At 54.8% G+C, this 12,277-nt stretch carries 11 protein-coding genes; 2 read left to right on the forward strand and 9 right to left on the reverse strand.

What is annotated here, in order from left to right:
* Positions 1-334: 334 nt before the first annotated feature.
* The gene (locus tag JT718_RS17675) at positions 335-928 is read right to left on the reverse strand and encodes a thymidine kinase (protein ID WP_205504121.1); all 594 of its coding nucleotides are present in this window, start codon (positions 926-928) and stop codon (positions 335-337) included.
* Between the two features lie 285 nt (positions 929-1,213).
* Positions 1,214-1,534, reverse strand: a complete 321-nt coding sequence (locus tag JT718_RS17680; RefSeq protein ID WP_205504122.1) for a 2Fe-2S iron-sulfur cluster-binding protein — start codon at positions 1,532-1,534, stop codon at positions 1,214-1,216.
* Between the two features lie 34 nt (positions 1,535-1,568).
* Here JT718_RS17680 and JT718_RS17685 point away from each other — a divergent pair, with 34 nt between their 5' ends.
* Positions 1,569-2,603, forward strand: coding sequence for a DUF8457 domain-containing protein (locus tag JT718_RS17685; RefSeq protein WP_205504123.1), 1,035 nt, complete (start codon positions 1,569-1,571; stop codon positions 2,601-2,603).
* A 700-nt stretch (positions 2,604-3,303) separates the two neighbouring features.
* Here the strand turns inward: JT718_RS17685 and rodA are convergent.
* Genes rodA through JT718_RS17710 form a run of 5 tightly spaced genes read right to left on the reverse strand, consistent with a single transcriptional unit; the run spans position 3,304 to position 8,860 of the window.
* Positions 3,304-4,578 carry a rod shape-determining protein RodA gene (gene rodA, locus JT718_RS17690; RefSeq protein ID WP_205504124.1) on the reverse strand — a complete coding sequence of 425 codons (1,275 nt, stop codon included), beginning with the start codon at positions 4,576-4,578 and terminating at the stop codon, positions 3,304-3,306.
* A gap of 10 nt (positions 4,579-4,588) precedes the next feature.
* Entirely contained in the window at positions 4,589-6,424 is a 1,836-nt protein-coding gene (gene mrdA, locus JT718_RS17695; protein WP_205504125.1) for a penicillin-binding protein 2, read from the reverse strand.
* Positions 6,421-6,945: a hypothetical protein gene (locus JT718_RS17700; RefSeq protein WP_205504126.1), complete on the reverse strand. Its 525-nt coding sequence runs from the start codon at positions 6,943-6,945 to the stop codon at positions 6,421-6,423. Before JT718_RS17700 ends, mrdA begins: the two co-directional genes overlap by 4 nt.
* Complete coding sequence (mreC, locus tag JT718_RS17705; RefSeq protein ID WP_205504127.1) at positions 6,938-7,819, reverse strand: rod shape-determining protein MreC; 882 nt, start codon at positions 7,817-7,819, stop codon at positions 6,938-6,940. The genes JT718_RS17700 and mreC overlap by 8 nt, the downstream gene beginning before the upstream one ends.
* A 12-nt stretch (positions 7,820-7,831) precedes the next feature.
* On the reverse strand, positions 7,832-8,860 hold the full coding sequence (locus tag JT718_RS17710; protein WP_205504128.1) for a rod shape-determining protein: 1,029 nt from the start codon (positions 8,858-8,860) through the stop codon (positions 7,832-7,834).
* Between the two features lie 197 nt (positions 8,861-9,057).
* On the opposite strand from JT718_RS17710, the gene JT718_RS17715 reads away from it, so the two are divergent.
* Complete coding sequence (locus tag JT718_RS17715) at positions 9,058-9,357, forward strand: hypothetical protein (RefSeq protein WP_205504129.1); 300 nt, start codon at positions 9,058-9,060, stop codon at positions 9,355-9,357.
* A gap of 517 nt (positions 9,358-9,874) precedes the next feature.
* Here the strand turns inward: JT718_RS17715 and purH are convergent.
* Positions 9,875-11,404, reverse strand: a complete 1,530-nt coding sequence (purH, locus tag JT718_RS17720; RefSeq protein ID WP_205504130.1) for a bifunctional phosphoribosylaminoimidazolecarboxamide formyltransferase/IMP cyclohydrolase — start codon at positions 11,402-11,404, stop codon at positions 9,875-9,877.
* Between the two features lie 33 nt (positions 11,405-11,437).
* Positions 11,438-12,265 carry a retropepsin-like aspartic protease gene (locus JT718_RS17725; RefSeq protein WP_205504131.1) on the reverse strand — a complete coding sequence of 276 codons (828 nt, stop codon included), beginning with the start codon at positions 12,263-12,265 and terminating at the stop codon, positions 11,438-11,440.
* Positions 12,266-12,277: the final 12 nt, after the last annotated feature.

Genomic DNA, 12,277 nt, shown 5'->3' on the forward strand with positions numbered 1-12,277 from the left:
GCACGCATGGCAGATCACCCTTTTTTGTCATCCTGACAGGATCTTGTGAGCGAACAGTAGTAGCGTTTCTCCATTGCTTTTCTAGTTCGCTCACAAGATCTTTCCAAGATGACAAATGTAAGAAGAACGCTCAGGAATGCGTGCGGACACGAGCTGCAAGCTCGCGCCAGCGGATCTGCTTTATCGTTTCCAGCAGATCGGCATTGCGGTATTAAGTAATTGTTTTTTTGAATGAAACCGAAAAGCCGTTTTATGCCTGTTTTCATCAAAACAAGCATAAAACGGCTTTGCAAATCCTGACTCAAGACTCAGGACTATAGACTCAGGACTCTCTTTACAGTTTTCCCTTCATGCCTTCCACAAAGCAGTGGCGGCAGCGGGCTTCGTAGGAATCTGTTTCGCCCAGGAGGACTTTGTCCTGGGAAACGGCGTTGCGGAACGAGTAAGAGGCGATTTCGCCGCATTGCACGCAGACGGCGTGTACTTTGGTCACGTACTCGGCTACGGCCAGGAGCGAAGGCATCGGGCCGAAGGGTTTGCCCAGGTAGTCCATGTCCAGACCGGCCACAATCACGCGCACGCCGTTGTTGGCCAGTTGTACGCAAACCTCGGTGATGGCCTCGTCAAAGAACTGGGCCTCATCTACCCCCAAAACATCGCAACCGCTGCCGGGCAGCAGCATATCGGCGGCAAGCTGCACCGGTGTAGACCGGATGGCAGTGGCGTTGTGCGATACCACGTCAGATTCATGGTAGCGGGTGTCCATGGCCGGTTTAAAGATTTCTACCCGTTGCTTTGCGATCTTGGCCCGGTTCAGGCGCCGGATTAACTCCTCGGTCTTCCCCGAAAACATGGACCCGCAAATCACTTCTATCCAACCGCGCTTCTGGGCCTGTTGGCGGTTTCCCACCCGGGGCTCTATGAACATACTTTACTTAATGAGTGATTGAGTGAATGGGTGAATGAGTGAATGGGACTCAATCACTGAACAAAGGTACTAGCCAAGGCGCCTCTGCTAATGCACAATTTTTCCACACAGTTATCCAATTCACTATTTATCAATATGTTAAATCATGAGAAATGAATTACAGAAGAGAATTGGATCAATTAAGAATTTAAAGGGGGCGTTGAGTGGACAATGATTTTTGGCTGCACCTGACATCTTCCAATTTCCACATCTCCAAATCATCAAATCCATCATCCACTCAATCACTCAATGAGTATAAGAAAGGTGCGGGAGCTTCGTTTGGTTAGGAACGCGGCAGGTCACGGGACCGGTGAGTTGGGCCTGACAGGTGAGGCGCTCGTTGGGCTTGAGGCGGCCGTTGTTGCGGAAGCGGGTCTCGGGGGCGGTGTCGGGCAGGAGGTTCTCTGCGCCTTCCAGCACCACCATGCGGCAGGAAGTACAGCGCCCTTTGGCCCCGCAGGCGTGCATCCAGTCAATGCCGGCCACGTGCAGGGCTTTCAGCACCGTCTGCCCCGGCGCTACGTTTACCACTACTCCGCCCAGATTCTGAACCGTTAATTCGGCCATATTTCGCTATATTTACCAGCGTATGCTTCCTCCAATGAAAGACAAATATAATCAAATACGTCTGGCGCAGTACAGCCAGGCTTTGGCGCAACGCCTCACCGAAGAACATTTTGCTCAACATGAGGCGGTTACCGCGCAACAGCTGATATCCTTTACCCCCATCAAACAGGTAAATCTTTACATGATCCGGGAGCTGCTCACGCTCTGGAACCATGAGATGGCCAACCTGCGCAGCCCTTACTTTGATTTTGAACACCCCGAGGTGAAAGACGCCCTGGTGCAGTTCATGAACGTGCTGTCGCGCAAGATCTCCATCAAACGGCCGCACTTTGAGCCCCTGCTGGTGAAAGCCATCCAGGACACGTTCCGGGCGGTGCTGGAGCCCCTTACCGTGTTTGAGGAGAAGTTTCTGCGCCTGGATGAGCTCACGGTGGCCAAACTGCAGGAAACCCTCAAGTACCAGGACGTAGACAAAGAGCTGTACCGCCAGTTCCTGGAGACGCTCTCCCCGGGCACCCTGGACCGCGCGCAGATCACCTCGCAGCTGACCCGTTTCCTGGCCGACCGGGATGCCCAGCGCATGACCCTAACCGACCTGGTGGCGAAATTCAATGACCTGCAGCCCCTGCGGGCCGAAGAACTGTTTGCCCCGGCTCCGTTCACGGCCCCGGCGGTGAGCACCCAGGTAGCCCCGGCGCAGCCAACCTTCAGGCCAGCCCTGGCGGCCGAACCGAAACTGAACGAGCGCTTCCAGACCGAGCAGAAGCCCACGCTCAACGACCGCCTCAAGCAACCCACTTCCAGCACCCTCGCCGACCGCCAGCAAGAGCAGAAAATAGGCTCCCTGCGCGATGCCATCTCCATCAACCAGCGGTTCTCGTTCATCAACGAGCTCTTTGACGGCGATAACATGTCTTACCACGCCGTGATCAAGCAGCTGGATGAGTACAACAACCCTGACCAGGCCAAGCAATACCTGATCAAAGAAGTGGGCAGCCGCTACAACTGGAGCCGCAAAGAAGAGCACGTGCAAAAGCTCACCCGCCTCATTGACCGTAAATTCGCCTAGTCCGTTAACCGGCCCTTTCTAGGAAAACAGCCCCAAAACGCCCGGCCCCTTTTTGAAGAGGAGCCAGGCGTTTTTGTTTGGGGAATTTCTATGCTGAAAAGTTTACCACGAAAGGCGTTTCCGTCCCCTAGCAGAGGAGTTGGTGCAGACACGCGTAGGACCTGCGGACACTGCAAGGCCAAGCGGTAGTCCTGAGTCTTGAGTGCTGAGTCCTGAGTGGGAATGTGTTTTAGGGGGCTTTTTGGAGAATGAGGTGGGAACGAGGGAACCCACCCCTACCCCTCCCAGGAGGGGAATTGGGCTATTCCGCTTTGGACTTGCTTTGCCAAAAACAGGGGTAAAACAGTAAAGAAATACAGTTTAATGACGAGAAATCTGCTCCATCGTCTGCAACCGTCGCCTTCAGAATCTTTTTAGCCATGGGAGCTTATTAGGTGTTACTTTCACCTAACAGTAGCCGAAAACTCCCCTCCTCGGAGGGGCAGGGGGTGGGTTCAGATACGTTCCAGACCACTTTTTCCCAAATAAACCTAAATACCCATTCCCCACTCAGGACTCAAGACTCAGGACTAATTGGTTGACCTCATAGGGTTCGCAGGACCTGCGAGCGTCTTCCTTAGATTCCCGTTTTTAGACCATTTTCTAAAAAACAGCCTAATATTACGAAACTGCCTTGCTTCAAGCTACCTGATACAGAGTTCTATCTTCCCAGGTCCAGCTTGCGATGAGCGTCAATGGCCAGCAGGATAAACAGCAGGATGGTGAACGACCACAACGAGGAACCACCGTAGCTGAAGAAGGGCAGCGGAATGCCCACCACCGGGGCCAGCCCGATGGTCATGCCCACGTTCACCAGGAAATGGAAAAAGATAATAGACGCCACGCAGTAGCCGTACGTGCGGCCAAAAACCGACCGCTGCCTTTCTGCCACAAAGATGATACGAGTAAGCAAGGCCATGAACAGGGCAATGATGATGAGGCTGCCAATCCAGCCGTGCTCCTCGCCAACGGTGCAGAAGATAAAGTCAGTGCTTTGCTCGGGCACGAAGTCAAACTTGGTCTGGGTGCCCTCCAAAAAGCCTTTCCCGAAGAAGCCGCCGGAGCCAATGGCAATCTTGGACTGCGTCACGTTCCAGCCCACGCCCAGAGGGTCAATCTCGGGGTCTACCAGTACCTTGATGCGGTTCTGCTGGTGCTCCTGCAAGACGTTGTCAATGAAGTAGGTCACGCTGAAGACCATGGCCAGCACGGCCACCCAGATGCCCACGAACGTAGGCAGGTAGCGCTTCACCCGGTGGAAGTTCATCCAGAGGTATCCGCCCATGAGCAACGTGACAATGCCAGCCAGGTACCATTGCGGGATCAGCAGCGTGAGCACGAACACAAACACGGCCACCGCGCCAATGATCAGGATGAGCGGCGACATGCCCTCGCGGAAGAAGGCCAGCGTAAAGGCCGCGAACACCAGGGCCGAGCCGGTCTCGTTCTGCAGGATGATGATGCTGGGCGGCAACAGGGCCAGCCCTGCCAGTTTGGCCTGGTCTTTCCAGTTCTGTTGCCGCAGGTTGATGCTGCTCATGAACTTAGACACCGCCAGCGCCGTGGCAAACTTGGCGAACTCCGCGGGCTGCAACCGCACCGACTCTGTGATTACCAGCCAGGAGCGCGAGCCTTTGATCGGCGAAGCCAGCACCAGCGTCCCCAGCAGGACCAGGATCACAAACCAGTAGATGCCGTAGGCCAGCGAGTCATAGGCTTTGTAGTCAATGGCAAACAGCATGATAATGATCACCCCCGACGTGCCGATCCAGGCCAGCTGCTTTCCCGAGTTCAGCGAAAAGTCAAAGATACTGGTCACGTTCTCTGGGTTGTAGACGGCGGCGTAGATGTTCATCCAGCCCAGGATCACCATGAGGGCGTACAGGCCAATGGTGACCCAATCTATGTTCTGCGATATGTTATAGGAAGTGCGCATTTGTTACGTTCTAATCGCCCCACTTGTAGAAGCTTCCGGTCATCATGTCGTGCTCCCATCGCTTGCGAGAGGCGGTCTTGATGGTATCTGTGAGGTATTTCTCCACCACCAGACTGGCCATGGGCGCTGCGGCAATGGCCCCGCTACCGGCATTCTCCACGTACACGGCAATGGCAATCTTGGGGTCATCTTTGGGCGCGAAGGCAATAAACACCGAGTGGTCTTTGCCGTGCGGGTTCTGCACCGTGCCCGTTTTGCCGCAAATCACCACCCCAATATGATTTAAGCTGGCGTAGCGGGCCGTACCAGACTCCACCACCCGCTGCATGCCCTCCACCACCGGCGGAAAGTGCCTGGGGTCAACGGAAGTATAGCGTTTCACCGAGTATTCTGGCAGAGGCTTGCCGTTCTCGCCCACGGAGCGCACAATGTGCGGCGTGTAGTAGTAGCCCCGGTTGGCCAGAATGGCGGCAAAGTTGGCCATCTGCAGCGGTGTTACGCCGGTCTCGCCCTGCCCAATGCTGACCGAGTAAATGGTAGGAAACTTCCAGCCCTTGCTGCCATAGATCTTGTCATAGAACTGGGAGTTGGGCATCAGGCCCCGCTTCTCGTTGGGCAGGTCAATGCCCAGTTTGGTGGCAAACCCGAAGGTCTTGATGTGCTGGTTCCAATCGTCCAGGCCCAGTTTCACGTCTTTGTAGACATTGCTGGATCTGCCCCTGTTCACCACCGAGCGGAACACCTGGTAGAAGTACGGATTGCAGGACTGCTCAATGGCAATGCCCAGGTTGGCCGGGTACGGGTGCCGGTGCGAGCATTTCACCAAAGACCAATTGCAGGGGAATCCGGTATCTGCGCTAATGGTGCCCTCTTGCAGGGCAATGAGGGCCTGCGCCAGTTTAAAGATAGAGCCCGGCGGATAGGTAGCCATGAGCGGCCGGTTAAAGAGCGGCTTCACGGGGTCGCGGAGCAGCTGCATGTAGTTGTTGCCCAGTTCTTTACCCGTTAGCAAGGAGGGGTCATAGTACGGCGCCGACACCAGCGACAGGATTTCGCCGGTTTTAGGCTCAATGGCCACAATACTGCCGGTTTTGCCTTCCATGAGCTTTTCGGCGTACTCCTGCAGTTTCAGGTCAATGGTGGTGATCAGGTTCTGGCCCGCCTCTGACAGCGTGTCATACGCGCCGTTCTTGAAAGACCCTTTCTCAATGCCGCGCACGTTCACCATGGTGTACTTCACCCCGCGCTTGCCCATGAGGTACTGCTCGTACTCGCGCTCCAGGCCGCTGATGCCCAGGTAATCGCCTTGGCGGTAGCCGTGGTACGCCGTGTCTTCCAGTTGCCGCGGGCTGATTTCGCCAATGTACCCCAGGCCGTGAGCCAGGCTCTTATGCGGGTAACCCCGCACCGTACGCGCGTTGATGTAGAACCCCGGAAAGTCTACCAGATTGTCCTGGATGGCGGCAAACTCCACGTTGGTGAGGCGCTGCAGAAACGGCGAGGGCCTTACGTAGGAGTATTGCTTGGCCGTCGTGATTTTCTCGCGGTACTCGGGCAAGGTAATGCCCACCAACTGGCAGAATTTGAGGGTGTCAATGGCTTTGGCTTCCTTGGGCACCACCATGAGGTCATACACCGGCGTGTTTTCTACCAGTAGCTTCCCGTGGCGGTCGTAGATGAGGCCCCTAAACGGATACTGCACCACCCTGCGCAAGGCATTACTTTCGGCGGCCGTCTTGTAGCTGTCGTCCAGTACCTGGATGTAGAAAAGTTTGATGAGATAAACCGCCCCTATCGCTAAAAAGATTGCCTGGATAACGTATTTGCGGCCTTCTAAGTATTTCATCTAAAACCTCTTGCCCTTCGCTCAAAAAATAACATTTGGAAAATTACCAGCACCGTTCCGGTGAACAGGGTACTGGCCAGTATCTTGGCTAACGTAAAACCTATCAATTTAAATCCGTTGAGCTCCAGAAAAAATAGGGTGAAGTGGTGCACAAAGATGAGCGCCAGGCCATACGTCAGGAACCAGCGCCACCCCATTGACGTGAGACTGGCGTGGTCTGAGGGCTCATACCCATCGCGCGGCGTGATCAGTTTCAGCATAGACGGGCGCAGGTACGCCAGGAGCACGGTAGCGGCAGAATGCACCCCAGACGTGTCATAGAACAGGTCAATGGTGAACCCGCAGATAAACCCCAGCAAGAGCAGCAGCACCTTGTCTATCTCAATGGGCAGGAACAGGATAAACCCAATATAGACAAAGCAGAACCCGGTCTCAAACAGCACCAGGTTGCGCATGAGCAGCACCTGCAGGCTCATTAACACCACAAACTGGACCAAGTGTATGAACCTAAAACTATTCATTGGCTTCGGTTATGCCTGACCTGAGCAGGAGGCTGTCTAGTTCAGGCTTGCGTTTGTTCTCCACCACGTACACGTACGACAGCTTTTCAAAGTCAACGCTCAGCCGTACCACAATGGTGTAAAAGCTTTTATCCAATTCCTTTCTCACACTGATGACCCGGCCCACCATGATGCCCGGCGGATAGATGCCTCCGGCCCCCGAGGTGATCACGGAGTCGCCTTTGTAGACTTTCTCGCTCAGCGGAATGTAGTGCAGGCTGGCGGTCTCGGGGTTTTCGGTGTCCCACCGGATGGAGCCCAGGCTCTTGTTGCGCTTCAGCTTCACCGAGATAAGGGTCTGGGAGTGCAGCAAGGAGGTCACCGTGGCATAGTGCTTTGACACCGCCTTTACCCGGCCCACCACGCCGTTGGCCGTTAACACGCCCATGCCCGGCCTAATGCCGGCATCAGCGCCCACGTTCAGGGCCAGGTGGTTGTTGAGCCCGCGCACCGAGTTACTGGTCACCCGGGCGGGCCGGTACACAAACACGGCCGGCCCCAGCGAGTCAAGGGCGGTGGTATCTGCGGGCACAAAAACAGAGTCTTTCACCGCGCCCAGACTGTCGTTGAGCTGGTGTTCCTGCAGTTGGGTGAGCTGCGCCCGCAGTTGGGCGTTCTCCTGCGCCAGGCTTTGGTTTACCTCCGTCAGGCGGAAGTAATCGGCTACCTGGCTCTGGATTTCCAGCACCTTGCCCACGTAGTAGTTAGAAGACTGGTAGAACGCGGCATTGTGGTACGCGTTGCTGCGGTACAGAAGGTACAGTGAGAACCCCTCCAACAGCAGGAACAGCAGAAAAGCCCTAATCCGGAAGATGAAAATAAAGAGTTTCCGCATGGGCGCGCGTGCTTAGCTCAACAGCACGTTGCGGAAGCCCTCAATGTTTTTCACGGCCGCTCCGGTACCGCGCACCACGGCTCTCAATGGGTCCTCGGCAATGTGGATGGGCAGTTTGGTCTTGGCCGCCAGGCGCTTGTCCAGGCCACGCAGCAAGGCTCCCCCGCCAATGAGGTGAATCCCGTTGTCGTAGATATCGGCAGAGAGTTCTGGTGGGGCAATCTCCAGGGCCTTCAGTACCGCTTCCTCAATCTTAGAAACTGATTTATCCAGCGCGATGGCGATCTCCTGGTAGGTTACTTTGATCACCTTCGGGATACCGGTCATCAAGTCACGGCCTCTGATCTCAAAGTCGGCCGGCGGGTTGTCCAGTTCGGTCAACACGGCGCCCACCTCAATCTTGATCCGCTCGGCAGAACGCTCGCCAATCAAGAGGTTGTGCTGCCGGCGCATGTGGTCCAGGATGTCTTTGTTGAACGTGTCGCCGGCCACCCGGATGGACTGGTCGCACACAATCCCGGACAGGGCGATCACGGCAATCTCGGTGGTTCCGCCCCCTATGTCCACCACCATGGTCCCGATGGGCTGCTCCACGTCAATCCCAATTCCTATGGCGGCGGCCATCGGTTCCTGAATCATCCAGACCTCACGGGCATCGGCGTGCTCGCAGGAGTCCTTCACGGCGCGTTTCTCCACCTCAGTGATGCCCGAAGGAATGCACACCACCATGCGGTAAGAAGGCTGGAACAAACGCTTTTTGCCTTTGTCAATCATCTTGATCAAACCCCGGATCATCATCTCGGCCGCAGTAAAGTCCGCGATCACGCCGTCTTTCAGGGGGCGGATGGTCTTGATGTTCTCGTGGGTTTTCTCGTGCATTTGCTGAGCCTCGCGCCCTACCGCCAACACCTTGTTGGTTCTGCGGTCCAGCGCAATAATGGAAGGCTCGTCCACCACTATTTTATCGTTATGAATGATGAGGGTATTGGCCGTACCCAAATCAATCGCTATATCGGCAGTGAAAAAATTAAATAATCCCATTCTTAGTTTGTGGTGCGCCCTCTGAAGAACACTATATATGAAAACTAATTTCTTTACGAAGTATTACAATGGCGCAAAATTACGTATTTCCCGCTAATTATTACGCTTGAGCTTGAGACAGTTCCGCTTTTTGCTTTTTTTCCCGGAAACGGGCAAAAAGCGCCCTGCCCCGCCCCGCCTTCTCCAACGGCGGCAAGGTGCTTCTTGTTTTCTTCTGCGCCGCGGCTTGGCAGTTAGCCAAAGGGGTATCGCCTGGTGCTTCCGGCAAAAGTTCTATTGTTTTTGATGATGTGTTGGTCTTTCTGCAGGCGTGTGGTGTGTTTTTGCTGGCATGGCAGCAGCTTGTCTATGAACTGCCGTTTGTCTATGAACTGCCGTTTGTCTATGAACTTATGGGCTTAGTTGTTTCATCTTTTCTGATAAGCGCTCATGGCCGCGGGGCCCCGTCTTTGCCCCTCGCACTGCCCTTGCGGCCCATGCTTGCAGTTTACTCTTAGCTTCTGCCCTTCAAGGGCCACAAGCGAGGCGCTCGAGCCAAAGACTGGAATCGGGATCTTCCAACTGTGGACTTGCATAGTGGCGATCTCGCATTGACGCAGTGCGCTTCAGAACGCCAGACCCCACAAGTTTTGAAAACCTGTGAGGTCTCCCCTTTTCGCCACGGTACTCAGCAATAGATCTTACTTTCTATGGCGCGGAAGTTACTTCCGTACCTAACATGCTCCTACAGAAAGTAAAAAGGCACGGAAGTGCCATAGGTTCTTCCATTTCCTTTATACATTCCATGGTTCAAGTCTTTGACTTGGACCTACCATGCGGGCAGTTTGCAACTGCCTTGCTTTCGCTGGCGCGAGCTTCCAGCTCGTGTCCGCACGCATTTCTGATCTGGTGCAAGTTTATAAATGAACCTTCCGAAGTTGCAGGTTTTAGCCCTATTTTCCCGAAATCAGCCCTAAAACAAAAAGCCCAGCCTCTCAAAGAGAAGCCGGGCTTTTATCATCTGTATGGGTGAGATTAGTGTTTAAAGTGTCGTACGCCGGTCATGACCATGGCCATGTTGCGGGCGTTGCAGGCGTCAATGGAGTCTTTGTCTTTGATGGAGCCTCCGGGCTGTACTACGGCGGTGATCCCGGCTTCGGCGGCAATCTCTACGCAGTCCGGGAACGGGAAAAACGCGTCTGAGGCCATCACGGCACCTTCCAGCTCAAACCCGAAGCCTCTGGCTTTCTCAATGGCCTGGCGCAAAGCGTCTACGCGCGAGGTCTGCCCCACGCCGCTCGCCAGCAACTGGTTTCCGCGGGCCAACACGATGGTATTGGACTTGGTGTGCTTGCAAACTTTCAGGGCAAACTCCAGACCTTCCACTTCTTCTGCTGACGGAGCGCGGTCGGTGACGGTTTTGAAATCAGCGGCGGTCTCGGTGGCCAGGTCTTTGTCTTGCTCAATTACGCCGTTCAACAAGGTTTTGAACAGCTTGGTTGGCAGTTGCACCGGTTTCTGGCGCAGCAGGATGCGGTTTTTCTTGGAACGAAGCAGTTCCAGGGCATCGGCATCAAACTCCGGCGCGATGAGCACCTCGAAGAACAGTTTGTTCAGTTCTTCGGCGGTAGCCAGGTCTACGGTTTTGTTGGTAATAATCACCCCCCCGAAGGCAGAGACCGGGTCGCAGGCCAGGGCATTTACGTAGGCTTGTTGCAGGGAATCGGCTACGGCCACGCCGCAGGCGTTGGTGTGCTTCAGGATAGCCACGGCAGGCTGATCGGCGAATTCAGCCATCAACAACACGGCGGCGTTTACGTCTACCAGGTTGTTGTAAGACAGCTCTTTCCCGTTCAGTTTGTCAAAAAGAGCATCTAAATCGCCGTAGAAGAAACCTTTCTGATGCGGGTTCTCGCCGTAACGCAGGGTCTGGCTGGTGCGCTCGCTCTGCTTGAAAGCCGGCGCCAGTTCCTGCCCCTGGCTCATGTAATGGAAGATGTGGGTATCATAGTGCGACGACACATCAAAGGCTTTGGCGGCAAAACGCTTACGGTCAGCGATGTCTGTGCTGCCGTCTTTGGCTTGCAGCAATTCCACCACTTCGCCGTACTGCTCGCGCGATGACACGATCAACACATCCTGGAAGTTCTTGGCCGCGGCGCGGATAAGGGAAATACCCCCGATGTCGATTTTCTCGATCACGTCTTCCTCTGAAGCGCCGGAAGCCACGGTTTCTTCAAACGGATACAGGTCCACAATCACCAGGTCAATAGCCGGAATCTGGAACTGCTCTACTTCCTGCTGGTCTTGCTCGTGATCACGGCGGTGCAAAATTCCCCCGAAAATCTTCGGATGCAGGGTTTTCACGCGCCCTCCAAAGATGGAAGGATAATCGGTCACGCTGTCCACGGCCACCACCTCGGCGCCCAGGCCTTCCAGGAACGTCTGCGTACCGCCGGTAGAATAAAAGGTAACCCCTTGTTTCTGCAGCTCACGCACCAAGGGCTCCAGGCCATCTTTGTAGTAAACAGAAATCAGGGCTGATTTGATTTTAACGGAATTCATATAGCTAGTGAATAAATAGGTTCTGTTGAATGGTTAATCTCTCCACACCTGAAGCTTTTTCAGGTCCAGGTAATAGGTGTTCTCTTTGATGAAGCTGAAGTTGAGCGCTCCGTCGTACAGGATATCTTTTACCGTGGCGGGTGCCGGCAGGGCTTTTCGGTGCAGGGTCAACGGCACGTTCTGCAGCTCGGTTCCCGGGGCCGACGAAGCCTTGAGGCCCAGCACCTGCACCGTAGAGGGGGAAAGCAGAATATGGCCCAAATTTCCCGAATCAAAGAGAAACCATAGCTTTTTATTGGAGCCCTGCACTTCCAGGAAAAGGCTCAGCTCATTTCCGGCCAAGCCATTGGCAAACCGGCTGTTCAGCAAAGTCAGGTTCTTACGCCTGGCGGCGAAGCTCTTCTCGTCTTCTACCGTGAGTTGATTGTTCTTGAGATCGATGCCCAGAATCTTTCCGGAAAAAGTTTTGAGGGAAATAACGCCGTCTAGTTGCGGCAAGCCTTTGGGCAGGATGCTCATGAGGTCCCAAACGGCCACTTGGTTCTGGAACAAGAGTTGTCCGCTCAAAGATAAGGTTACGCTGTCGCTTTTCTGGAATACCACTTTCTCGCCGCTCATGCGGTACGCCGAAAGCTGGCCGTACGGAGTTTTCCCTAATGCTTGGGCTATCTGGGGGGAAATGATGGTTTCGCCGCCGCCCGTATCAAACAGGAAGCGGTAAGGCTTGCCTTCTATGGTTACCCGCACGGCTTTGAGGTTTCCGGCGTACACCTCCAGCGGAATTTTACTTTGCGCGTAGGTCCGCAGTTGACACACCAAAACCAGCAGGAGCAGGAGAAAGGGGCGTGCCAGGTGCGTCATCACAGTTATAGG

Source organism: Rufibacter psychrotolerans, from assembly GCF_016924645.1.
Lineage (GTDB): Bacteria > Bacteroidota > Bacteroidia > Cytophagales > Hymenobacteraceae > Nibribacter > Nibribacter psychrotolerans.